Source organism: Enterobacter sp. SM3 (assembly GCF_009811935.2).
GTDB lineage: Bacteria > Pseudomonadota > Gammaproteobacteria > Enterobacterales > Enterobacteriaceae > Enterobacter > Enterobacter asburiae_D.
Map to the genome: position 1 here is coordinate 4057277 of NZ_CP099971.1, position 22680 is coordinate 4079956.

General features: G+C 58.4%; 22 protein-coding genes. 9 read left to right on the forward strand and 13 right to left on the reverse strand.

All coding sequences use genetic code 11. From position 1 onward, the window contains the following. Positions 1-3 precede the first annotated feature (3 nt). Positions 4-225 (forward strand): hypothetical protein, encoded by a 222-nt coding sequence (locus GVO84_RS18965; RefSeq protein WP_147430008.1) that lies wholly within the window; start codon positions 4-6, stop codon positions 223-225. A 37-nt stretch (positions 226-262) separates the two neighbouring features. Here the strand turns inward: GVO84_RS18965 and exbD are convergent, their stop codons facing one another. Together exbD and exbB are read right to left on the reverse strand one after the other, a co-directional pair. Next, positions 263-688, reverse strand: a complete 426-nt coding sequence (gene exbD / locus GVO84_RS18970; protein WP_159514905.1) for a TonB system transport protein ExbD — start codon at positions 686-688, stop codon at positions 263-265. 4 nt (positions 689-692) lie between these two features. Next, complete coding sequence (gene exbB, locus GVO84_RS18975) at positions 693-1424, reverse strand: tol-pal system-associated acyl-CoA thioesterase (RefSeq protein WP_159514906.1); 732 nt, start codon at positions 1422-1424, stop codon at positions 693-695. Between the two features lie 251 nt (positions 1425-1675). Between exbB and metC the strand changes: the two genes are divergently transcribed. Together metC and yghB are read left to right on the forward strand one after the other, a co-directional pair. Beyond that, positions 1676-2863: a cystathionine beta-lyase gene (gene metC, locus GVO84_RS18980; protein WP_159514907.1), complete on the forward strand. Its 1188-nt coding sequence runs from the start codon at positions 1676-1678 to the stop codon at positions 2861-2863. Positions 2864-3006: 143 nt separating this feature from the next. After that, positions 3007-3666 (forward strand): DedA family general envelope maintenance protein YghB, encoded by a 660-nt coding sequence (yghB, locus tag GVO84_RS18985; RefSeq protein ID WP_159514908.1) that lies wholly within the window; start codon positions 3007-3009, stop codon positions 3664-3666. A gap of 45 nt (positions 3667-3711) precedes the next feature. Here the strand turns inward: yghB and GVO84_RS18990 are convergent, their stop codons facing one another. Then, positions 3712-4611 carry an AraC family transcriptional regulator gene (locus tag GVO84_RS18990; protein ID WP_159514909.1) on the reverse strand — a complete coding sequence of 300 codons (900 nt, stop codon included), beginning with the start codon at positions 4609-4611 and terminating at the stop codon, positions 3712-3714. Positions 4612-4806: 195 nt separating this feature from the next. Between GVO84_RS18990 and yqhD the strand changes: the two genes are divergently transcribed. Beyond that, a complete protein-coding gene (gene yqhD, locus GVO84_RS18995) occupies positions 4807-5970 on the forward strand; it encodes an alcohol dehydrogenase (RefSeq protein WP_121424674.1) in 1164 nt (387 codons plus the stop codon). Positions 5971-6075: 105 nt separating this feature from the next. Continuing rightward, a complete protein-coding gene (gene dkgA, locus GVO84_RS19000; protein ID WP_063145581.1) occupies positions 6076-6903 on the forward strand; it encodes a 2,5-didehydrogluconate reductase DkgA in 828 nt (275 codons plus the stop codon). A gap of 84 nt (positions 6904-6987) precedes the next feature. Here the strand turns inward: dkgA and GVO84_RS19005 are convergent, their stop codons facing one another. The 5 genes from GVO84_RS19005 to GVO84_RS19025 form a co-directional block, all read right to left on the reverse strand. Beyond that, complete coding sequence (locus GVO84_RS19005; protein ID WP_063145582.1) at positions 6988-9159, reverse strand: YgiQ family radical SAM protein; 2172 nt, start codon at positions 9157-9159, stop codon at positions 6988-6990. A 151-nt stretch (positions 9160-9310) separates the two neighbouring features. Then, on the reverse strand, positions 9311-10723 hold the full coding sequence (gene ftsP / locus GVO84_RS19010; RefSeq protein WP_032659948.1) for a cell division protein FtsP: 1413 nt from the start codon (positions 10721-10723) through the stop codon (positions 9311-9313). Positions 10724-10781: 58 nt separating this feature from the next. Next, positions 10782-11519 (reverse strand): 1-acylglycerol-3-phosphate O-acyltransferase, encoded by a 738-nt coding sequence (gene plsC, locus GVO84_RS19015; RefSeq protein WP_121424676.1) that lies wholly within the window; start codon positions 11517-11519, stop codon positions 10782-10784. Between the two features lie 165 nt (positions 11520-11684). After that, a complete protein-coding gene (gene parC / locus GVO84_RS19020) occupies positions 11685-13943 on the reverse strand; it encodes a DNA topoisomerase IV subunit A (protein ID WP_023333414.1) in 2259 nt (752 codons plus the stop codon). 118 nt (positions 13944-14061) lie between these two features. After that, positions 14062-14463 carry a YgiW/YdeI family stress tolerance OB fold protein gene (locus tag GVO84_RS19025; RefSeq protein WP_023309189.1) on the reverse strand — a complete coding sequence of 134 codons (402 nt, stop codon included), beginning with the start codon at positions 14461-14463 and terminating at the stop codon, positions 14062-14064. A gap of 139 nt (positions 14464-14602) precedes the next feature. Between GVO84_RS19025 and qseB the strand changes: the two genes are divergently transcribed. The 4 genes from qseB (at position 14603) to GVO84_RS19045 (ending at position 17641) form a co-directional block, all read left to right on the forward strand. Then, the gene (gene qseB, locus GVO84_RS19030; RefSeq protein ID WP_159514910.1) at positions 14603-15262 is read left to right on the forward strand and encodes a quorum sensing response regulator transcription factor QseB; all 660 of its coding nucleotides are present in this window, start codon (positions 14603-14605) and stop codon (positions 15260-15262) included. Beyond that, the gene (gene qseC, locus GVO84_RS19035) at positions 15259-16608 is read left to right on the forward strand and encodes a quorum sensing histidine kinase QseC (protein ID WP_159514911.1); all 1350 of its coding nucleotides are present in this window, start codon (positions 15259-15261) and stop codon (positions 16606-16608) included. Before qseB ends, qseC begins: the two co-directional genes overlap by 4 nt. Positions 16609-16713: 105 nt before the next feature. Then, a complete protein-coding gene (locus tag GVO84_RS19040; protein WP_047347835.1) occupies positions 16714-17295 on the forward strand; it encodes an NAD(P)H-dependent oxidoreductase in 582 nt (193 codons plus the stop codon). A 31-nt stretch (positions 17296-17326) separates the two neighbouring features. After that, positions 17327-17641 carry a putative quinol monooxygenase gene (locus GVO84_RS19045; RefSeq protein ID WP_032640570.1) on the forward strand — a complete coding sequence of 105 codons (315 nt, stop codon included), beginning with the start codon at positions 17327-17329 and terminating at the stop codon, positions 17639-17641. Between the two features lie 92 nt (positions 17642-17733). Here GVO84_RS19045 and GVO84_RS19050 read toward each other — a convergent pair whose 3' ends face one another. The 5 genes from GVO84_RS19050 to GVO84_RS19070 are packed head-to-tail and all read right to left on the reverse strand — an operon-like array spanning position 17734 to position 22407. After that, positions 17734-18621: a MurR/RpiR family transcriptional regulator gene (locus tag GVO84_RS19050; protein WP_023309195.1), complete on the reverse strand. Its 888-nt coding sequence runs from the start codon at positions 18619-18621 to the stop codon at positions 17734-17736. After that, entirely contained in the window at positions 18618-19568 is a 951-nt protein-coding gene (locus tag GVO84_RS19055; RefSeq protein ID WP_159514912.1) for an iron-siderophore ABC transporter substrate-binding protein, read from the reverse strand. The genes GVO84_RS19050 and GVO84_RS19055 overlap by 4 nt, the downstream gene beginning before the upstream one ends. 9 nt (positions 19569-19577) lie before the next feature. Then, positions 19578-20618 carry a FecCD family ABC transporter permease gene (locus GVO84_RS19060; protein WP_159514913.1) on the reverse strand — a complete coding sequence of 347 codons (1041 nt, stop codon included), beginning with the start codon at positions 20616-20618 and terminating at the stop codon, positions 19578-19580. Beyond that, a complete protein-coding gene (locus GVO84_RS19065; protein ID WP_159514914.1) occupies positions 20615-21598 on the reverse strand; it encodes a FecCD family ABC transporter permease in 984 nt (327 codons plus the stop codon). The genes GVO84_RS19060 and GVO84_RS19065 overlap by 4 nt, the downstream gene beginning before the upstream one ends. Beyond that, entirely contained in the window at positions 21595-22407 is an 813-nt protein-coding gene (locus GVO84_RS19070) for an ABC transporter ATP-binding protein (protein WP_159514915.1), read from the reverse strand. Before GVO84_RS19070 ends, GVO84_RS19065 begins: the two co-directional genes overlap by 4 nt. Positions 22408-22680 lie beyond the last annotated feature (273 nt).

Sequence of the window (22680 nt, forward strand, 5' to 3'; positions counted from 1 at the left end):
GCTGTGCAGGTGAAAAGATCCTTCGAAGAAGGTCTGTTTTTTATTATCTTTTTTAAGCGTAGTGGGGATATTCCACGACGCCATTTCAGCAAACGATATATTTTAATGGCGCAGCCGAATACTGATATTTACTTAACTATCAATGGATTATTAATTATGGCTTTATTGATAAATAAATATGAAGAATGGGGATATACAGCAGAAAATAATAACGATTTAACATAGCAACAAACAAAAAAGCCGGCTTTCGCCAGCTTCTTTATCACTTCGAGGACGCTTTCTCTTCGCCGACCAGTCCAATCTTCAGGTAACCCGCCTGATGCAGCGTGTCCATTACCTTCATCATGGTTTCATAATCAACGGTTTTATCCGCACGGAAGAAGACCGTGGTGTCTTTCTTACCGCCGGTAAGCTGCTCCAGCGCCGGGATGACGGAGTCGGCCGTCACCGGGTCGTTCCCAAGGAACATGGATTTATCCGCCTTCACCGACAGGTAGATAGGCTTCTCCGGGCGCGGCTGGGGCTGGCTGGAAGAGGCAGGCAGATTCACCTTCACATCCACCGTCGCCAGCGGCGCTGCCACCATGAAGATAATCAGCAGAACCAGCATAACGTCGATAAACGGCGTCACGTTGATTTCATGCATTTCGCCGTTATCGTCCAGATTTTCGTTTAGACGCATCGCCATACAATCAACCTACGCGCAGTTTAGACGCCGCATGCACCGGCTTAACCGAGCTGGCATTCAGGTCGAGATCGCGACTTTGCAGCAGCAAAACCTGCGCGGCAACGTCACCCAGCGTGGCTTTGTAGCTGCCAATCATACGCGCGAAGATGTTGTAGATAACCACCGCCGGGATAGCCGCAACCAGACCGATTGCCGTCGCCAGCAGCGCTTCCGCGATGCCCGGCGCCACGACCGCCAGGTTAGTCGTTTGAGTCTGCGCGATGCCGATAAAGCTGTTCATGATGCCCCAGACCGTACCGAACAGGCCGACGAACGGAGAAATCGCACCGATGGTCGCCAGATAACCATTGCCGCGGCCCATATGGCGCCCCACGGCCGCAACGCGACGCTCCAGGCGGAAACCGGTACGCTCTTTAATGCCTTCGTTATCTTCACTGCCTGCGGAGAGTTCCAGCTCGTTCTGTGCTTCATTAACTAACATGCTGGTCAGGCTTTTCGCGTGGAAGGATGAGGTCATGTCCGAAGCCTGATCCAGAGAGCGGGCTTCAGCCAGCTGCAATTGTTCCCGCTTGAGGCGACGCTTCTGCGAAAGCAGCTCGGCGCTCTTGCTGAAGAAAATAGCCCAGGTGACAACGGACGCCAGAATCAGGCCGATCATCACAATCTTAACCACGATGTCAGCATGCTGATACATGCCCCAAACGGAGAGATCCGTCTGCATCAAATTATTACCCACTCTGTATCTCCAGGACGCAAATCACAAAATCTGAGCGTAATAATATCAAAACGTCGTCGAATTGATAGTCGTTCTCATTAGTATTTACATGGTGCCGCAATTTTCGTTCACTTTCCTTGCGCTTACGCAGTAAAAATTTCTTATGCGAATTTTTGCTAATATTTTCTGCTTATTCGATAAGCCTCGGGGTGCAGTTTTTTTCAATCGTGGTAGTCTGGACGTCCAGACGTATAAAAACAGGGTTAGCGAACATGACAAAAAAGCATCTTGATACCACGCTGGTACAGGCAGGACGCAGCAAAAAATATACGCAGGGATCGGTCAACAGCGTGATTCAACGAGCCTCCTCGCTGGTGTTTGATACCGTTGAGGAGAAAAAAATCGCCACGCGCAACCGCGCGAAAGGCGGGCTGTTTTATGGCCGTCGCGGCACGCTAACCCATTTTTCTCTGCAGGAGGCGATGTGCGAGCTGGAAGGCGGCGCGGGCTGCGCATTATTCCCCTGCGGCGCGGCGGCGGTCGCCAACACCATTCTGGCGTTTGTGGAACAGGGCGATCACATCCTGATGACCAACACCGCCTATGAGCCCAGCCAGGACTTCTGCACCAAAATCCTCAGCAAGCTCGGCGTGACCACCGGCTGGTTTGACCCGCTGATCGGTGAAGGCATTGCCGAACTTATTCAGCCAAACACGCGCATTGTGTTCCTGGAATCTCCGGGGTCACTCACCATGGAAGTGCACGACGTCCCTGCCATCGTGAAGGCCGTGCGCAGCAAAGCGCCAGAGGCGATTATCATGATCGACAATACCTGGGCGGCAGGCGTGCTGTTTAAGGCGCTGGAATTCGACATTGATATCTCGATTCAGGCGGCGACGAAGTACCTGATAGGCCACTCTGACGGCATGATTGGCACGGCGGTTTCCAACGCGCGCTGCTGGGATCAGCTGCGTGAAAATGCCTACCTGATGGGCCAGATGGTGGACGCGGACACGGCCTACATGACCAGCCGCGGTATCCGCACGCTGGGCGTTCGCCTGCGTCAGCACCATGAAAGCAGCCTGAAAGTGGCCGAATGGCTGGCGCAGCATCCGCTGGTTGAGCGCGTTAATCACCCCGCGCTACCGGGCAGTAAAGGCCACGAATTCTGGCAACGTGACTTTACGGGCAGCAGCGGGCTGTTCTCGTTCGTGCTGAAAAAACGGCTGAATAACGACGAGCTGGCGAGCTATCTGGATAATTTTACCCTCTTCAGCATGGCCTACTCCTGGGGCGGTTTTGAATCCCTGATCCTGCCTAACCAGCCGGAACAGGTTGCGGCTCTGCGTCCCGGCGGAGAAGTGGACTTCAGCGGTACCCTGATTCGACTGCATATCGGTTTAGAAAATGTTGACGATCTGATTGCCGATTTAGCAGCAGGGTTCGAGCGTATCGTGTAGAGTGCTGGCTGAAAATGTACTCCCTGGACGCTTTTGTGGACACCGCAAGCAGAAAAGTCTGCATGAGTTGCGCCCGGGATCAAACCCGACGGGCGAATAAGGGAGTACAATAGCGCTATATCTGCTGTTCCACAGGAAAGTCCATGGCTGTTATTCAAGATATTATCGCGGCGCTCTGGCAACACGACTTTGCCGCGCTGGCGGATCCTCACGTCGTCGGTATCGTTTACCTCGTGATGTTCGCAACTCTGTTTCTGGAAAATGGATTACTGCCAGCCTCTTTTTTACCCGGTGACAGCCTGCTTTTACTTGCCGGGGCGTTAATCGGCAAAGGCGTTATGGACTTCACGTCAACGATGGTTATTCTCACCTCCGCAGCCAGCCTGGGCTGCTGGTTGAGCTATCTGCAGGGCCGCTGGCTGGGGAATACCCGCGTCGTGAAAGGCTGGCTGGCGCAGCTGCCGCATAAATATCATCAGCGTGCGACCTGCATGTTCGACCGGCATGGCCTGCTGGCGCTGCTGGCGGGGCGTTTCCTGGCGTTTGTTCGCACGCTTCTGCCTACCATGGCGGGCATTTCCGGTCTGTCAAACCGCCGCTTCCAGTTCTTCAACTGGCTGAGCGCCCTGCTGTGGGTGGGTGTAGTCACCACCCTCGGCTACGCGCTAAATATGATCCCCTTTGTGAAACACCACGAAGATCAGGTGATGACCTTCCTGATGGTGCTGCCGATGTTCCTGCTGGTAGCGGGACTGGTGGGGACTATTGCGGTAGTGATTAAGAAGAAGTACTGCAGCGCCTGATCCCCTCACCCTGACCCTCTCCCCATAGGGGAGAGGGGAAAAAGCCTAAGCTCCCTGCATGGTTCGGATGCGTGATGCATCTTCTCCCGGCGTAACGCCGAAATAGCGCTTAAACTCCCTACTGAACTGCGACGCGCTTTCGTAACCCACCCGCATTGCCGCTGCGCTGGCCTTCATGCCGTCGTGGATCATCAGCATCCGCGCCTTATGCAAACGGTAGGTTTTGAGGTACTGCAGCGGCGAGGTGCTGGTCACCGATTTAAAATTATGGTGAAACGCCGAGACGCTCATGTTCGCTTCCGCCGCCAGCTGGTCGACGCTGAGGTTTTCCGTGTACTGGCTTTCGATACGCTTGAGCACGCGGCTTATCAGGCTGAAGTGGGTCTGTCGGCTCACCAGAGCCAGTAACGCCCCGCCCCCTGGGCCCAGCAGCACATGGTAGAGAATTTCGCGGATAATCTGCTTGCCCAGAATACGCGCGTCCAGCGGCCTCTCCATCACGTCCAGCAGACGCTCAATGGCGCAGAGGATCTCCTCCGACAGCGTCGCCGAGTTAATCCCGCTCGACGCCATCGAAGGCTGGAAGAACTCGTCTTCACCTATCTCCATCAGCAGCTCCTGCAGCTGAAGAATATCGACGTTGACGCGAATACCGGCCAGCGGAACGGCCTCTGTCGCGAAGGTTTCACATTCGAAGGGTAAAGGTACTGTCAGGAGCAGATATTCATTGGTGTCGTAGCGGAACACGCGCTCGTTGATATAGCCAATTTTATGGCCCGAGAAGAGAAAAACGATGCCCGGCTGGTACATGACCGGCGTGCGCGTCCCGGGCTGCGTGCCATAAAGCAGGCGAATGTCAGGAAGCAGGCCACTGACGCCATTTTCGTTATCTATCAGTCTCTTAATCTGCGCAGTGAGCTGATGGCAGATCGCTTCACGGTTCATATTACGTTACTCCGGGTACGGTTTCCGACGTTAACAGTGTGCGTGCTTTTCCGCGCTTTCTCCAGCGCTCTGTAGAAATGGGCAAGACATCGGCAGGAATGTGCATTGAGAGGATAGCCCCGGGCGGCCACAATGTGCAGCATCAGGTAGCCCTCTGCGCCACCACGGTTTTTCACCCACTAAAGGGAACGAGCAATGAACAACTTTAATCTTCACACCCCAACCCGCATCCTGTTTGGTAAAGACGCTATCGCCGATCTGCGCGCGCAGATCCCTGCTGACGCCCGCGTACTGATCACCTACGGTGGCGGCAGCGTGAAAAAAACCGGCGTGCTGGATCAGGTATATAGCGCGCTGGACGGTCTGGACGTGCGTGAGTTCGGCGGCATCGAGCCAAACCCGTCTTACGAAACGCTGATGAACGCGGTGAAAATCGCCCGCGAAGAAAACATCACCTTCCTGCTGGCCGTCGGCGGCGGCTCCGTACTGGACGGCACCAAATTCATCGCGGCAGCAGCGCACTACGCTGACGGCATCGATCCGTGGCACATTCTGGAAACCCGCGGCAGCGACATTAAAAGCGCCATCCCGATGGGCTCCGTGCTGACCCTGCCGGCGACCGGCTCTGAATCCAACAAGGGTGCAGTGATCTCCCGTAAAACGACCGGCGACAAACAGGCCTTTATGAACGAACACGTTCAGCCTGTGTTTGCCATTCTGGACCCGGTTTACACCTACACCCTGCCCGCGCGTCAGGTGGCTAACGGCGTGGTCGACGCCTTTGTTCACACCGTTGAGCAGTACGTCACGTATCCGGTCGATGCCAAAATCCAGGATCGCTTCGCGGAAGGCATTCTGCTGACGCTCGTCGAAGACGGCCCGAAAGCGCTGAAAGAGCCGGAAAACTACGACGTGCGTGCCAACGTCATGTGGGCGGCAACGCAGGCGCTGAACGGTCTGATCGGGGCTGGCGTGCCGCAGGACTGGGCAACCCACATGCTGGGCCACGAGCTGACGGCAATGCACGGTCTGGACCACGCTCAGACGCTGGCCGTTGTGCTGCCTGCCCTGTGGAACGAAAAACGCGACACCAAGCGCGCCAAGCTGCTGCAGTACGCCGAGCGCGTGTGGAACATCACCGAGGGTTCTGACGATGCGCGTATTGATGCCGCCATCGAAGCAACCCGCAGCTTCTTTGAAGGCCTGGGCGTGCCAACGCGTCTGTCCGGCTACGGTCTGGATGGCAGCTCCATCCCTGCCCTGCTGGCGAAACTCGAAGAGCACGGCATGACCCACCTGGGCGAGCACGGCGACATTACGCTGGACGTGAGCCGTCGCATTTACGAAGCGGCGCGCTAAGCGTTTTTGCCCTCCCGACTTTCGTTTTTTGACATTTCGTCCAGACTTAATGCACACCCCATCGCCGGAGGAACCCTCCGGCGATGCGCACCTGAAGGAGGAAAAATGGCAAACCAAACCGTAATCAAGCTGCAGGACGGCAACGTGATGCCCCAGCTGGGGCTAGGTGTATGGAAAGCCGGTAACGACGAGGTCGTCTCCGCCATTCATAAAGCCCTGGAAGTCGGCTATCGGTCGATTGATACCGCCGCCGCATACAAAAACGAGGACGGCGTGGGTAAGGCACTTGCCAGCGCTGGCGTCCCCCGCGATGAGTTATTCATCACCACGAAACTGTGGAACGACGATCAAAAGCGCCCCCGCGAAGCCCTGCAGGAGAGTCTGGAAAAGCTCCAGCTCGATTTCGTCGATCTCTGGCTGATGCACTGGCCGGTTCCGGCTATCGATCACTACGTTGATGCCTGGAAAGGGATGATTGAACTGCAGAAAGAGGGGCTGGTGAAAAGCATCGGCGTCTGTAATTTCCAGGTTCACCACCTGCAGCGGCTGATTGACGAGACGGGCGTTGCGCCGGTGATTAACCAGATCGAGCTGCACCCGCTGATGCAGCAGCGCCAGCTTCATGCCTGGAACGCCACGCATAAAATCCAGACCGAGTCCTGGAGCCCGCTGGCGCAGGGCGGCGAAGGGGTGTTTGATCAAAAGATTATCCGTGAGCTGGCGGATAAATACGGTAAAACCCCGGCGCAAATCGTCATTCGCTGGCATCTGGACAACGGCCTGGTGGTCATTCCGAAATCGGTCACGCCATCGCGCATCGCCGAGAATTTCGACGTCTGGGATTTCCGGCTGGATAAAGATGAGCTGGGTGAGATTGCGAAGCTGGATAAGGGCAAGCGGCTCGGGCCGGACCCGGATCAGTTTGGCGGGTAATCGCGTAAAAAAGCCGGGTGGCGGCTTCGCCTTACCCGGCCTACGTGTCTACATAAAAAACCCCGGCTTGCCGGGGTTTTTTATTTATGCTTTGCGCTTCACGGGCTTCTTCACACTCGAATTACCGTTCGAACGCTGATGCACAATCGGCGTGTGCTTGGTCAGCGCCGGGCGCGTATTGCGGTTCTGGCGACGCGCTTCGCGCATCTCATCCAGCGTCGGGGCCGGTACCAGGCAGTCGCGGCGCGAGCCGATCAGGTGTTTTTTACCCATCTCTTCCAGCGCCTGACGGATCAGCGGCCAGTTTTTTGGATCGTGATAGCGCAGCAGCGCCTTATGCAGACGACGCTGTTTATCCCCTTTCGGCACCACCACCTCTTCACTCTTATAGCCAATCTTACTCAGCGGGTTCTTGCCGGTGTAATACATGGTCGTCGAGTTGGCGAGCGGTGACGGATAGAAGTTCTGCACCTGATCCAGGCGGAAGCGACGCTGCTTCAGCCACAGCGCCAGGTTCACCATATCCTCATCGCGCGTGCCCGGGTGGGCGGAGATGAAGTACGGGATCAGATACTGCTCTTTGCCCGCCTGCTTCGAATAGGTGTCGAACAGCTCTTTAAAGCGATCGTAGCTGCCCATGCCCGGCTTCATCATTTTCGACAGCGGGCCTTCCTCGGTGTGCTCCGGCGCAATCTTCAGATAGCCGCCGACGTGGTGCGTCGCCAGCTCTTTGATGTAGCGCGGATCTTCCACAGCGATGTCGTAACGCACCCCGGAAGCGATGAGGATCTTCTTGATGCCCTTCAGGTCGCGCGCGCGGCGGTAGAGGTTGATCGTCGGCTCATGGTTGGTGTCCATGTGCTCGCAAATGCTCGGGTAGACGCAGGAGAGGCGACGGCAGGTTTGCTCCGCGCGCGGCGACTTGCAGCGCAGCATGTACATGTTCGCGGTTGGGCCACCAAGGTCGGAAATCACGCCGGTAAAGCCCGGCACCGAGTCGCGAATCGCTTCGATCTCATTGATGATCGAATCTTCAGAGCGGCTCTGGATAATACGGCCTTCGTGTTCGGTAATGGAGCAGAACGAGCACCCGCCGAAGCAGCCGCGCATGATGTTGATCGAGAAGCGGATCATCTCGTACGCCGGGATACGGGCGTTGCCGTACGCCGGGTGCGGCACACGCTTGTACGGCAGCGCAAAGACGCTGTCCATCTCTTCGGTGGAGAGCGGGATCGCTGGCGGGTTGATCCAGATAAAGCGCTCGCCGTGCTTCTGCATCAACGCGCGGGCGCAGCCCGGGTTGGTTTCATGGTGCAGAATACGGGACGCGTGCGCGTAGAGCACCTTGTCGGCTTTCACCTTCTCGTAGGTCGGCAGCAGCACGTAGGTCTTTTCCCACGGCTTCGGGCGCGGCGGCTGCACGACGATAGCCTTCGCTTCCGCTTTTTTCGGCTCAACCGGCTTGTTATCGGCACACGGCAGATCTTCGCCGTAAGGGTGCGGGATCGGGTCGATTTTGCCCGGCATATCAATGATGCGGGAATCCACCCCGCTCCAGCCCGGCAGCGCCTCTTTCACCATAATGGCGGTGTTGCGCACGTCGCGAATGCTGCTCACCGGTTCACCCTGCGACAGACGGTGCGCCACTTCCACCAGCGGACGCTCGCCGTTACCGTAAATCAGCATGTCGGCTTTGGAATCCACCAGCACCGAGCGGCGAACGGTATCTGACCAGTAGTCGTAGTGCGCGGTGCGGCGCAGGCTCGCCTCGATGCCGCCCAGGATCACCGGCACGTCTTTCCAGGCTTCTTTACAGCGCTGGGTATAGACCAGGGTCGCGCGGTCGGGGCGTTTACCCGCCACGTTATCCGGCGTGTAGGCGTCGTCATGGCGCAGCTTACGGTCGGCGGTATAGCGGTTGATCATCGAGTCCATGTTACCGGCGGTGACGCCGAAGAACAGGTTCGGTTTACCCAGACGCATAAAGTCGTCTTTGCTGTTCCAGTCAGGCTGGGAGATGATCCCTACGCGGAAGCCCTGCGCTTCAAGCATACGGCCACAGATGGCCATACCGAAGCTCGGATGGTCAACGTAGGCATCGCCCGTGACCAGAATGATGTCGCAGCTGTCCCAGCCCAGTTGGTCCATCTCTTCACGGGACATCGGCAGGAACGGCGCCGGTCCAAAGCAGGCCGCCCAGTACTGGGGCCAGGAGAAGAGGTCACGATCCGGCTGGATCAGGGAAATTGCGCTCATAATACTTCCGAAGAAAAAATAGACAAAAGGAGCGGGATTATACGCTGGATCAATGTGGGAAATGAAGGGGTATTTATTGCCCGGTGGCGCTACGCTTACCGGGCCTACGGGCCTGTAGGTCGGGTAAGGCGAAGCCGCCACCCGACTCGTTTTACGGTGCCGGATTCACCAGCATCTGCCCCACGGAGCCCCTGTCCATCATCTCCAGCGTCTGGCTGTGGAACAGGAACGGGAAGTGCGGCCACGAAGGCTGACCATAGTAGACAAGCAGTTCAACCTGACCGTCCACCCAGACGGTATCTTTCCAGCCGCGATCTTCCGGGAACGGCATCGCGCCGTTGACGTTGCGGATCAGGAATGACACACCTTCAATATGGAACGACTGCGGCATATCTGAACGCACCGTCCAGCGCTCCCAGGTGCCCTGCTGCGCGGTAATGTCGATACGGTTGACGTCCCACAGCGCGCCGTTGATCCCCGGATCGTCACCCAGGCTGATATCACGGCTGCGCACCGGCGAGCCACTCATGATCTCCTGCGGCAGCAGACGCATTGGCAGGCTATCGGTCACCAGCGGCAGCAGACCGGTTGGACGCAGGGTCAGCACCAGGGTCGAGACAAGAATGCTCGACGGCTCAAAGAACCCGCGAATACGGTCAACAATGCTCGCCGCTTCGCCGCAGGTCAGCGACACTTCATCCCCGTTGGTCATATCCACGAGAATTTCGCGACGTTCACCCGGCGAGAGCGCCAGCTGTTTGACGGAAACCGGCGCCGGTAAAAAACCCTGGTCGCCGGAGATCACGTGCAGCGGACGGCCATCGCTCATTTGCAGCTGATAGCGGCGCGAGTTGGAGGCGTTGAGCAGACGCAGGCGCACCCAGCCGCGCGAGACCTCGACATACGGGCTTTGCGCGCCGTTGACCAACAGCGTATCGCCGACGAAGCCGCCGCTGCCCGGCTCGCTGTATTCCGGCGTACCGAAATTATCCAGACGTTTGTCCTGGATGATAATAGGGAAGTCATCCACGCCGTAGTGGTTCGGGATCGGCAGGGATTTGCTGACCTCATCTTCCACCAGCCACATCCCGGCCAGGCCGTTATAGACCTGCTGCGCCGTGCGGTTAGGCGTGTTGGCGTGATACCACAGGGTTGCTGCGCTCTGGCGAATCGGCAGAACGGGCGCCCAGTCGGCGCTGGGTGACATCATTCGCGCCGCGCCGCCAATCAATGGGCCAGGCACCTGTAGGCCGCTGATGGTCATGGCGACATTTTCAGGGGTGCGGTTACTGTAGATGAGCTTAACGTCATCGCCATTCCACACGCGTATGGTCGGCCCAAGATAACGTCCGTTAATACCCCAGACCGGCGCACGCGTCCCCTGGGTGAAGGACCAGTGGCTGCGCTGCAGCGTCAGGAAAAGCGGCTGACCGCGACGAGATTCAATTAATGGCGGAATAGGCAGCGGCTGTTGCTGCCCGGCGGCGCTGGCTGTCAGCGGCATCGCACCCGCACAAAGGGCGATCCCGGAAGCCTGAATAAACTGACGCCGACTGAGTGACATATAAGCTCCATCTGAAACGACTAACAACGCGGGAATTCGTTTTCCCTTCAACGCCGGATTAAATCTTACCGGCGGCTTCTCTCTCTGCGACTTCTTTGTCGAGCAGCGCAATATGCTCAGCCATCAAATCACGGCAGTGCGCTGCCAGCTCGCGCACCTGGTCTTTACCGTATTTGCTGGTATCGACGGGTGGCAGCATTTCGACAATCACCAGCCCGTTGTTCAGGCGGTTAAGATTAATCTTATTCGAAGTATTGGAAACGCACACAGGAATAATTGGAACACCTGCCGCAATTGCGGCATGAAACGCACCGGTTTTAAACGGCAGCAGGCCGCGGCCGCGGCTGCGCGTTCCTTCCGGGAACATCCAGATTGAGATTCTGCGCTTTTTAAAATGGTTCACCACTTCCGCAATGGTGCTGTGCGCTTTGGCGCGGTTGTTACGGTCGATCAGCAGGTTACCGGTCAGCCAGTACAGCTGGCCAAAAAACGGGATCCACAGCAGGCTTTTTTTCCCTACCGTCACGGTCGGCGGTAAAACGATATTTGCGGCGGTCACCATATCGTAATTGTTCTGATGGTTAGCGATATAAATGGCGTTACCGAAATTCTCCGCCCCTTCAGGCAGACGTTTCTCAACCTTCAGGCCAAACAGCGGCGCAAGGCGACCGAACATATGGCCGAAGGTGGCAACATGCTTAGGATTTCGCGGACTGAACAGGCAATAGATGCAGCCGAAAATACAGACCAGAATGCAGTAGATAACGGTAAGAATAAGACGAACAATATATAGCATAGCGACCTCTGAAGCCCCAACAGCTGACAATTATACTTCACCTGTGGCCAGGTAAGGACTTTATTACGAGCGCGTATTGTTAATCGCAACGCACGAATTAACAACGATTTTACGGGAAATTTTATTGAAATTCCCCCTCCGGGCAGAGGGGGGGATATCACGACATTACTCTTCGCTGTCACCCGCAGCGCTGCGTGCAGGAGAGTCAATCTCCACGCGGTCGATGCGCTGCAGGCCGCGCATCAGCGAGCCACGGCGACCGCGCTCACCCACCACCTTCTGCAGCTCTTCCGGACGCAGCTTGATCTTACGCTTGCCGACGTGAATGGTCAGCGTGCTCTGCGGCGGCAGGAGGAAGAGGTGCGCCAGGCCATCTTCGCCTTTCGCGGCTTCCGCCGACGGGATGTTGATGATCTTGTTGCCCTTGCCTTTCGACAGCTCCGGCAGATCGCTGACCGGGAACATCAGCATACGTCCGGCGGTAGTGATCGCCAGCAGCATGTCGCTTTCGTTCTCAATCACCAGCGGCGCCATTACGTGGGCGTTGTCCGGCAGGCTAATCAGCGCCTTACCGGCACGGTTACGGGAGACCAGGTCGTTAAAGGTACAGATAAAGCCGTAGCCCGCATCGGACGCCAGCAGCAGCTTCTGGTCATCGGCTTCCATCAGCATATGGTCAACCGTCGCGCCCGGCGGCAGCGTCAGCTTGCCGGTGAGCGGCTCGCCCTGCCCGCGCGCGGAAGGCAGCGTGATCGGGTCGATGGCGTAGCTGCGGCCGGTGGAATCGATAAACGCCACCGGCTGGTTGCTCTTGCCTTTCACCGCCGCTTTGAAGCTGTCGCCCGCTTTGTAGCTCAGCCCCGGCGCGTCGATATCGTGGCCTTTGGCGCTACGCACCCAGCCGCTCTGCGACAGGACAATGGTCACCGGCTCGGACGGCTGCATGTCGTGCTCGTTCATCGCCTTCGCTTCTTCGCGCTCGTGCAGCGGAGAACGACGGTCGTCGCCGAAGGCGTCTGCATCGGCCTGCAGCTCTTTCTTCAGCAGGGTGTTCATCTTGCGCTCGGACGCGAGGATCGCCTGCAGCTGATCGCGCTCTTTTTCCAGCTCGTTCTGCTCGCCGCGGATCTTCATCTCTTCCAGCTTGGCGAGATGGCGCAGCTTCAGTTCGAGGATCGCTTCTGCCTGGGTTTCGCTGATGCCAAAGCGCGACATCAGCGCCGGCTTCGGCTCGTCCTCGGTACGGATGATCTCAATCACTTCGTCGATATTGAGGAACGCCACCAGCAAACCTTCGAGAATATGCAGGCGCTTAAGCACTTTCTCCAGACGATAGTTCAGACGACGGCGTACCGTATCGCGGCGGAACGTCAGCCATTCGGTGAGGATCTCCAGCAGGTTTTTCACCGCCGGACGCCCGTCGAGGCCAATCATGTTCAGGTTGATGCGGTAGCTTTTTTCCAGATCGGTGGTGGCGAACAGGTGGTTCATCACCTGCTCCATGTCCACGCGGTTCGAGCGCGGTACGATCACCAGACGGGTCGGGTTCTCGTGATCCGATTCGTCGCGCAGGTCGTCCACCATCGGCAGCTTTTTATTGCGCATCTGGGAGGCGATCTGCTCCAGCACTTTGGCACCGGAAACCTGATGCGGCAGCGCGGTGATCACCACGGCGCCGTCCTCTTTGTTCCACACCGCGCGCATGCGCACGGAGCCGCGACCGTTCTGGTAGATTTTGCGGATTTCCGCGCGCGAGGTGATGATTTCGGCTTCGGTCGGGTAGTCCGGCCCCTGCACGATATCCAGCAGCTCGTCCAGCGAGGTTTTCGGCTGCTCGATCAGGGTAATGGCGGCTTTCGCCACCTCACGCAGGTTGTGCGGCGGAATGTCCGTCGCCATACCGACCGCGATACCGGTGGTGCCGTTCAGCAGGATGTTCGGCAGACGCGCAGGCAGCATCTTCGGCTCCTGCATCGTGCCGTCGAAGTTTGGCACCCAGTCAACGGTTCCCTGACCCAGTTCGCCCAGCAGCACTTCGGCATATTTAGAGAGGCGGGATTCGGTATAACGCATCGCCGCGAAGGATTTTGGATCGTCCGGCGCACCCCAGTTCCCCTGCCCGTCCACCAGCGGGTAGCGGTATGAGAACGGCTGCGCCATCAGCACCATCGCTTCATAACAGGCGCTGTCGCCGTGCGGATGGTATTTACCCAGTACGTCACCGACGGTACGGGCGGATTTCTTGAACTTGGCGGTGGCGTTCAGCCCCAGTTCGGACATCGCATAGACGATGCGGCGCTGAACGGGCTTCAGGCCATCCCCGATAAACGGCAACGCCCTGTCCATGATGACGTACATGGAGTAGTTCAGGTAGGCGTTTTCCGTGAATTCATGTAGCGCGAGGCGCTCTGCCATATCGCTCATTACGTGTGATTCCTCAACTCAGAAACCGAAGGGTTTCAGGCAATATTGCCGCAGATACTACCTCATCTGATGAATTGAGTCACAAAGAAAAAGGGCCGCACAGGCGGCCCTTTTCGGGTTATTTGTTCAGCTTAATAACCTGCTTCACGTCGATTTCAAACTCGTTCCAGTCTTTATCGACTTTACCCTGCAGTTCAACTTTATCCTGCGGAGTGACGGTCACGCCGTTCCAGCGCTTGTGGTCAATCTCAACGACCACCGTACCGGACTCATCGCGGAAGGTGTAGCGGTCATCGGACAGGCGCTCGGTAATGTTCCCGCGCAGCTTCACCCATGCATCGTCCTTCAGGTCTTTCACTTTTGCCGCGGTGGTGAGGTTGGCGTTGTTATCGACAAAACCGCCCTGCTGAGTTTGCGTCTGGGTCTGTGTGGCCGATGGGCCAGTAAAACCGCCCTGAGCAGCAAAGACCGGCGCGGTGGTCATCATCATGATGGCAGCAATTGCAGCGAATTTTTTCATCTTCATCTCTCCCTTTAATGTCGTTTCGCAATCCATTTAACAGGGTAATCCTTAACAACTTCTTAAGGGAAAAATTTATTTATTATTGCTGTACAGCAGGCGCTTGCAGAGGGTTTACTGACGGCATCAAGGAGGGAACATGCGCATTTTACTGGTAGAAGACGACAGGTTAATCGGCGACGGTATCAAGGCGGGGTTAAGCAAAATGGGCTTTAATGTGGACTGGTTTACCGACGGGAAAACCGGTCAGGCCGCGCTCTCTTCTGCACCCTATGATGCCGTGGTGCTGGATCTGACGCTGCCGGAAATTGACGGTCTGGACATCCTGCGCGCGTGGCGCGAAAGCGGGCGCAGCGAGCCGGTACTGATTCTGACGGCGCGGGATGCGCTTAACCAGCGCGTCGAGGGGCTGCGTCTGGGCGCGGATGATTATCTCTGTAAGCCGTTTGCGCTGATTGAAGTGGGTGCCCGCCTGGAAGCGCTGGTCCGCCGCAGCCACGGGCAGGCGCGTAGCGAGCTACGTCACGGGAAGGTCACGCTCGATCCGACCCGTCTTGTCGCCACGCTAGAGGGTGAGCCGCTGACGCTCAAGCCGAAAGAGTTCGCCCTGCTGGAGCTGTTAATGCGCAACGCGGGCCGGGTGCTGCCGCGAAAGCTGATCGAAGAAAAGCTTTATACCTGGGACGACGACGTCTCCAGCAACGCCATCGAGGTTCACGTCCATCATTTGCGCCGCAAGCTTGGCAGCGAGTTTATCCGCACCGTGCACGGCATCGGCTATACCCTGGGTGACGCATGAAGCTGACGCAACGCCTGAGCCTTAAGCTGCGCCTGACGCTGGTTTTCCTGGTGCTCTCTCTGGCAGCCTGGTTTGCCGCCAGTGTTGTCGCCTGGCAGCAAACGACCCACAAGCTCGACAAGCTGTTCGATACCCAGCAGATGCTGTTTGCGAAACGGCTGCTGACGATGGATCTGGACGAGATCCGCGCTCCCGAGCGGATGCGCGAGATCCCGAAAAAAGTGAAGCATGGTCGTCTGGACGATGACGCGCTGGCCTTCGCCATTTACGCCGTCGACGGCAAAATGATCCTCAACGACGGCGAAAACGGGCGCGATATCCCGTACCACTATCGCCGCGACGGGTTCGATAACGGGCAGCTGCAGGGCGACAACGACGAATGGCGTTTTTTATGGCTGACCTCACCCGACGGGAAATACCGCGTGGTGGTCGGCCAGGAGTGGGAGTACCGTCAGGAGATGGCGCTGGACGTGGTCAGCTCACAGCTTACGCCGTGGCTGGTGGCGCTACCCGTAATGCTGCTGTTGCTGATCCTGCTGTTGAGCCGTGAACTGAAGCCGCTGAAAAAGCTGGCGCAGACCCTGCGCTCGCGCTCGCCGGATGCCACCGATAACCTGCCGACGGAGGGTGTCCCTACGGAAGTGCGCCCCCTGCTCGACGCGCTGAATCATCTCTTTGCACGCACCCAGGAGATGATGACCCGCGAGCGCCGCTTTACGTCCGATGCCGCCCACGAGTTACGCAGCCCGCTGGCGGCTCTGAAGGTGCAAACTGACGTGGCGCAGCTCTCTCATGACGATCCTCAGGCGCGGGAAAAGGCGCTGACGCAGCTGCATGCGGGCATCGACCGCGCTTCCCGGCTGGTGGATCAGCTCCTCACGCTGTCGCGCCTGGATTCGCTGGATAACCTGGAAGGCGTCGAGCCGATTGTTATGGCCGATTTACTGCAGTCGGCCGTGCTGGATATCTGGCATCCGGCGCAGCAGGCGGGCATTGATGTTCGCCTGAACATCCATGCACCAGAGGTCACACGCACGGGCCAGCAGCTGCTCCTGAGCCTGCTGGTGCGCAACCTGCTGGATAATGCGATTCGCTACAGCCCGCGCGGCAGCGTGGTGGACGTGACGCTGGACGCGCGTAGCTTTACCGTGCGCGACAACGGTCCCGGCATTTCACCGGACGCGCTGGCGCGCATCGGCGAGCGCTTTTACCGTCCGCCGGGCCAGGATGCCACGGGCAGCGGGCTGGGATTATCCATCGTCAAACGCGTCGCCACCCTGCACGGGATGCGCGTTTCGCTGAGCAATGCCCCTGAAGGCGGTTTTGAAGCGAAGGTCAGCTGGTAAGGGATTATTGCGTTTAATGCAAAAGACTTTGCACATTTTGCTCATTTTACCGCACCGTCCTCGCGCGTAGAATACTCGCCATACTCTCATCATCGAGGACAAATAATGAGCAACATTCTGATTATCAACGGTGCAAAAGAATTTGCGCACTCTAAAGGCCAGCTGAATGACACCCTGACCGAGGTCGCGGACGGTTTCCTGCGCGACGCCGGGCATGATGTTAAGGTCGTGCGCGCAGACAGCAACTACGACGTGAAAGCCGAAGTGCAGAACTTCCTGTGGGCAGACGTGGTGATCTGGCAGATGCCAGGCTGGTGGATGGGCGCGCCGTGGACCGTGAAAAAATACATGGACGACGTGTTCACCGAAGGTCATGGCTCACTGTATGCCAGCGATGGCCGCACCCGCTCTGACGCCTCCAAAAAATACGGCTCAGGCGGCCTGATTCAGGGCAAAAAATATATGCTCTCCCTGACCTGGAACGCGCCAATGGAAGCCTTCACCGAGAAAGATCAGTTCTTCGAAGGCGTTGGCGTTGACGGCGCATATCTGCCGTTCCACAAGGCTAACCAGTTCCTGGGCATGGATCCGCTGCCGACCTTTATCGTCAACGACGTGATTAAAATGCCTGACGTCCCGAGCTATATCGCAGAATATCGCAAGCATCTCGCGGAAATTTTTGCTTAACTGGTAGCCTGGAATTAAAGGAGTAGTAAACATGCTTACCGTTATCGCAGAAATCCGTACTCGTCCAGGTCAACATCACCGTCAGGCGGTGCTGGATCAGTTCGCGAAAATTATCCCGACCGTACTGAAAGAAGAAGGCTGCCACGGCTACGCGCCGATGGTGGATGCCGCCACTGACGCCAGCTTCCAGGCGACCGCGCCAGACTCGATCATCATGGTTGAGCAGTGGGAAACCGTCGCGCATCTTGAAGCGCACCTGCAGACCCCGCACATGAAAGCGTGGAGCGACGCGGTGAAGGGTGACGTGCTGGAAACCCACATCCGTATTCTGGAGCAAGGGGTTTAAGTTCGTGGCATTTGCCGGGTGGCACTGCGTTTACCCGGCCTACAAAACCTGAACCGTAGGCCCGGTAAGCGCTAGCGCCACCGGGCTTTGTTTTAGCTGCTTTTCTTCCCCGGTTTTAACCCACGATGTAACTCGTTGATGCGCTTCATCGACTTGATGGTGCGCTGCGGCTCGGTGGAGGCCACAGATAAAATGATCATCTCCAGACACAGCAGCACCGTGCCGTGGAGCGGGATTTTGCCTTTTTCGCCGCCGCGTGGAACGTGGATCACCACGCTGGCCTCCTTGCTGAAGCGTGAGTCAAGGGCGTTGGTCAGCAGGATGGTGGGAATGCCCAGACGTTTTGCTTCACGCAGCGTGGTTTGCCCCTCCCGGTGCGCGGATTTCTGCGCCATCATCACCAGCACGTCGCCGCGCTGAAGCGCGATCAGCTGCTCGGCAAGCCCTATTCCGGTACGGTTAAGCGGCGTGGCGGGTAACCCCATACGACTGAACAGCCTGGCGGTGTACTCGGCCAGAATGCCGGAGGCGCCAATGCCAAATATGGCGACCTGCCTTGCCTGCGCCAGCAGAGAGACCGCCTGGGCCATCGCGTAGCGGTTGTGCGGCTCGGATAACACCTCGCAGGTGTGTTGATGCCCCTCCAGTACGAAATCAATGCTCGCGTTGACGTCGCTGGCGAGCGTATTCACCGTAGTGGACATCTTTTCGCTGGAGGTGACCACCGGACCAAACCACTGCTCCAGCGTCTGCTTGAGATCGCGCAGCCCGGCGAAACCCAGCGCCTGAATGGCGCGAACTACCGTGGCATCCGACGTTTTCAACAGCGTCGCGATCTCCATTGCGGTCTGTTCCATCACCGCTTCGCGGTTGTCATGGATATAGCGTGCAACCTGCAGCAGACGCGGCGTCAGCTGATGCGCGCGCGCGCGAAAGCGGTCGCCGTAGACATCCACGCGCCCTTTCTCTTTGCGGATCACCGTGTCGCCTCCGGCAGCGGACGCCCGGCAATCTGCGACTGCACCTGCGCGGCCATCAGCCCTAAAGACGCGAACGAATTCGAGATGGCCTCTTCACGCGAGATCAGCACGTAGTGCCCGGTTCGGCAGGCATTCAGGAACTGACACCAGCCCGGCATGACCGCATCCATCGCCGCCAGCTCGTCCTGCGGTTTACCGCCCGTATCCCCGCGCCAGGTGGCGAAGACGAAATCGGCATCCAGCTCAGGCAGACGCTCGGCGCTGACGTCAATCCGCCCCCCTTCCGGAATAGACTCAATCAGCGGCGGGAAGGTAAACCCGGCATCACGCAGCACGCGGCCCAGCGAGTGGTAGCTGTGCATGGCGTTGATTTTCCCCTGATTAGCCTGAATCACCGACACGGTGATTTTGCGCGTGTCGATGGTCGCCTTCAGCGCCTTGATTTGCTCCTGATAGCGGCGTTCAAAAATGTTTAGCCTTGCCTGCGTGCCCGTAAGCTGCGCCAGCTTGCGGTAGATCTCCGGCGCGCCGCCGTCGAGATGATCGATGCTCACCGTCGGGGCAATTTTTTCCAGCTGTTCCACCGGAGTGTTGCGGGTCGGCTCGGTAATAATGAGGTCAGGCTTTGCGGCGGCAATGGCTTCAATGTCGATATCGGCCGTGCCGATAAACGTAATGTCGGAATTATCGAAGTCGACGCCGGTCAACATGCCGCTGGAGCGCAGAAAGTGGCTGCCGTCCGGCCGCGTGCGGCCATGGCTTGCCACCGGCGGCACGCCTAGCTCAATCAACGGAATGGTGATATCCAGATCGTGTAAGGAGACAATCCGTTTCGGATGAACCGGCACCACCACTTTTCGGTTCAGATCGTCAGTAAACGTCTGCGTAGGCTCCGCCGCACTCACCGCGAACCCTACCAGCAACAGCATTGAAAACACTACGCGCATTATAGTCCCCTAAAATCTGTCCCGACGCTGCCAGAGCAGCAGCAGGAAAAACGGTCCGCCAATCAATGAAATCACAATTCCCGCCGGCAGTTGCAGCGGGAGGAACGCCAGACGTCCGACGTTATCCGCCAGTAGCACCAGCAGCGCGCCCAGCGCGGCGCTTCCCGTCAGGAGCGCGGTTTGCCCACCGCGCAGCAGCAGGCGCGCCATATGCGGGGCAATCAGCCCCACGAAACCAATACTGCCCACGCAGGAGACGCAGGCCGCCGTCAGCACCACCGGGGCAAGGACCCGCAGCAGCGCCAGCCGGGTTGTGCGTACGCCAAGGCCCGCTGCGGCCTGATTGCCGAGCAACGCCACGTCCGCTGCCCGCGCGGTAAACAGGAGCAGCGCAAACGCGGGGGCAGCCCAGAGCGCGGCTAACCCCACCAGCGTCCAGTTCGCCGCATGCAGGCTTCCCGCCAGCCACAGCATCGCCGTCTGCACGTCCCGCACGTCCGCCGTGGTCATAAAGACGCCCATTGCCGCGGTAAAGGCCCATGACACGCCGATGCCGATCAGGATGAATCGCGGGCGCGAGATATCGCGCGCCAGGGCGATGACCAGCAGCGCGGTAAGCAGCCCACCGGCCATACCGACCAGCGGACGCCAGGCCAGGCCCAGCGCCGGGAACTGAAAAATCAGCAGCAGTACCGCCGCGCTACAGCCCTCCTTCACGCCGATAAGCCCGGGGTCAGCCAGGCCATTGCGGGTGATGGACTGCATCGCCGCCCCCGCCATACCGAGCATCGCGCCGCACAGCACCGCCATCAGCAGGCGCGGCAGGCGGATATCCATCACGATGTAGCGCGTCTCCGCCGTCAGGCTCTCAGGAGAAAACAGCGCGCGCCCGATGGCGGAGGTAGGAATGGGCAGAGAACCGTGCGTCAGGCCAAAGCCCAGCAGGCTTAGCGCCACCAGCGCTAAAAGCGTCAGGCACACCAGCGCCCGCGGGCGAACCAGCGCCGATAAACGGCCAATTCGGATCGTGCGGAATCCGGCCCGGTTCATTTGAACATCCTCGATGCCATAAAGATGAACACGGGCGCGCCGACCAGGGCCGTCATAATGCCGGTTGCCAGCTCCCAGGGCGTAAACAGCGTGCGGGCGGCGATATCCGCCAGCAGCAACACCAGCGCGCCACACAGGGCAGACAGCGGCACCATCACGCGTAAATCGACCGACGCCAGACGGCGAATGAGCTGCGGCACGACCAGGCCGATAAAGCCAATCGGCCCGGCGATAGACACGGCCGCACCGCAGAGCAGCGCAATGGCCAGCAGGGCGAGCAGGCGAGTTTTCAGCAGCGACACGCCGAGCCCCTGCGCCATCCGGTCTCCCAGCGCCAGCATGTTGAGCGAGGGCGACAGTCCGATAGCGAGAACAAAACCGGCTGCCGCCGCCCAAAGGGCGCTCTGGAGCGTCTGCACGCTGACCCCGGCCAGGTCCCCTGCCAGCCAGGTGCGCATGGCGAGCAGCGTCTGTTCATCGAGGATTAACACCGCGGCGGTAATCGACGAGGCAAACGCCGACATCGCCACGCCGCACAGCGTGACCTTCATCGGCGTAAGCCCGGTGCGGCCGGACGAGGAAAACATCAGCACCAGCAAAAACAGCGCGGCGGCACCGGCGGCGGCAACGAGCGGGCGACCAAACGGCAGCGACAGCCCAAGCGCGCTGGCGATCACCACCGCCAGCGCGGCCCCGGCGTTGAGCCCCAGAATATGCGGCTCGCCGAGCGGGTTGCGGATCACGGACTGCAGCAGCACGCCCGCCACGCCGAGCGCGGCGCCCGTTACCATCGCGGCACAGAGGCGCAGCAGTCTTAGTTTGATAATGACGCTATGGTCGAAATTGCGCGGGTCGAAATGAAAGAATGCCTCCACCACCGTCTGCGGGGCGATAAAGCGTGCGCCGATGCCCAGGTGCATAATCGCCCCCAGTACCAGCAGCAATGCGAAGATCGGGAAGGCCAGAGAGGAGCGCATCATGGCTGAACCGTGCCCTGGCGAAACGGCATAAAGAACGGCTTGCCGGTCAACGGGTTTATGGACATATGCACGTCCACATCAAACACCGCTTTGATCAGCTCCGGCGTGCAGGCATCGCCCTCATGCAATACGCCTTCAACTTTTCCCTGGCGTAAAAAGACCAGCGAATCGCCGTAGTTCACGGCAAAGTTGAGATCGTGCAGCACCACCACCACGGTACGCCCGTGCTGGCGGGTCAGGGTGTGCAGCAGTTCCAGGATCTCCACCTGATAGCGAAGATCGAGATACGTCGTGGGCTCGTCAAGCAGGATATACGGCGTTTGCTGCGCCAGCGCCATGGCGATCCAGCAGCGCTGACGCTGGCCGCCGGACAAGCTTTCCACCGGCATATGGGCAAATTCTGCCGTGCCGGTCAGGCGCAGGGCCTCTTCCACCGCCAGTTCGTCCTCGTCGCTCCACTGGCGCATAAAGTTCTGCCAGGGAAAACGCCCGCGCGAGACCAGCTCAAAGACGGTCAACCCTTCCGGGAGCAGCGGAGACTGCGGCAGGATACCCAGCTTGCGGGCGACGGCTTTGGTCGGCTGCTCGTGGATCGCCTTGCCGTCGAGAACTGCCGCGCCGCCAAGCGGCTGGAGCAAACGCGCAATGGTGCTTAGCAGCGTGGATTTTCCGCAGCCGTTCGCACCCACCAGAACGGTTATTTTCTGCTGTGGGATGGCAAGGGAGATATCATCAACGATGATTTTTTTCTGATAGCCCGCAGAGAGGTTCTCCAGAACCAGTCCCGGTTGTTTTGTGTTGTGTGCCACGTGAATGCCAACGTAATAAAAAAACGCAACAAATATAAATAAAAATCATTCTCTTTTGAGAGTTTGACGCTGCGCCATGTAGTAGTCAAGAGAAGAAACACCCTGATAAAACCAGGGGTAAGCCTGAGAGAAAATGAACACAGAACGGCTTTCAAAAACATTTATTTCAATAAGTTAATGGTTATCCCGCCGCGCTTATACGCCCGGTTATACGCTGTAGCCGATTTTTTCTTTTTTCCATTTACTACTACATTCGCGCATGATTGAATGATT

Excerpts from the sequence above, each read along its gene's own strand:
- exbD (WP_159514905.1), bottom strand. The coding sequence starts at position 688 with ATGGCGATGCGTCTAAACGAAAATCTGGACGATAACGGCGAAATGCAT.
- metC (WP_159514907.1), top strand. The coding sequence starts at position 1,676 with ATGACAAAAAAGCATCTTGATACCACGCTGGTACAGGCAGGACGCAGC.
- yghB (WP_159514908.1), top strand. The coding sequence starts at position 3,007 with ATGGCTGTTATTCAAGATATTATCGCGGCGCTCTGGCAACACGACTTT.
- GVO84_RS18990 (WP_159514909.1), bottom strand. The coding sequence starts at position 4,611 with ATGAACCGTGAAGCGATCTGCCATCAGCTCACTGCGCAGATTAAGAGA.
- yqhD (WP_121424674.1), top strand. The coding sequence starts at position 4,807 with ATGAACAACTTTAATCTTCACACCCCAACCCGCATCCTGTTTGGTAAA.
- dkgA (WP_063145581.1), top strand. The coding sequence starts at position 6,076 with ATGGCAAACCAAACCGTAATCAAGCTGCAGGACGGCAACGTGATGCCC.
- GVO84_RS19005 (WP_063145582.1), bottom strand. The coding sequence starts at position 9,159 with ATGAGCGCAATTTCCCTGATCCAGCCGGATCGTGACCTCTTCTCCTGG.
- ftsP (WP_032659948.1), bottom strand. The coding sequence starts at position 10,723 with ATGTCACTCAGTCGGCGTCAGTTTATTCAGGCTTCCGGGATCGCCCTT.
- plsC (WP_121424676.1), bottom strand. The coding sequence starts at position 11,519 with ATGCTATATATTGTTCGTCTTATTCTTACCGTTATCTACTGCATTCTG.
- parC (WP_023333414.1), bottom strand. The coding sequence starts at position 13,943 with ATGAGCGATATGGCAGAGCGCCTCGCGCTACATGAATTCACGGAAAAC.
- GVO84_RS19025 (WP_023309189.1), bottom strand. The coding sequence starts at position 14,463 with ATGAAAAAATTCGCTGCAATTGCTGCCATCATGATGATGACCACCGCG.
- qseB (WP_159514910.1), top strand. The coding sequence starts at position 14,603 with ATGCGCATTTTACTGGTAGAAGACGACAGGTTAATCGGCGACGGTATC.
- qseC (WP_159514911.1), top strand. The coding sequence starts at position 15,259 with ATGAAGCTGACGCAACGCCTGAGCCTTAAGCTGCGCCTGACGCTGGTT.
- GVO84_RS19040 (WP_047347835.1), top strand. The coding sequence starts at position 16,714 with ATGAGCAACATTCTGATTATCAACGGTGCAAAAGAATTTGCGCACTCT.
- GVO84_RS19045 (WP_032640570.1), top strand. The coding sequence starts at position 17,327 with ATGCTTACCGTTATCGCAGAAATCCGTACTCGTCCAGGTCAACATCAC.
- GVO84_RS19055 (WP_159514912.1), bottom strand. The coding sequence starts at position 19,568 with ATGCGCGTAGTGTTTTCAATGCTGTTGCTGGTAGGGTTCGCGGTGAGT.
- GVO84_RS19060 (WP_159514913.1), bottom strand. The coding sequence starts at position 20,618 with ATGAACCGGGCCGGATTCCGCACGATCCGAATTGGCCGTTTATCGGCG.
- GVO84_RS19065 (WP_159514914.1), bottom strand. The coding sequence starts at position 21,598 with ATGATGCGCTCCTCTCTGGCCTTCCCGATCTTCGCATTGCTGCTGGTA.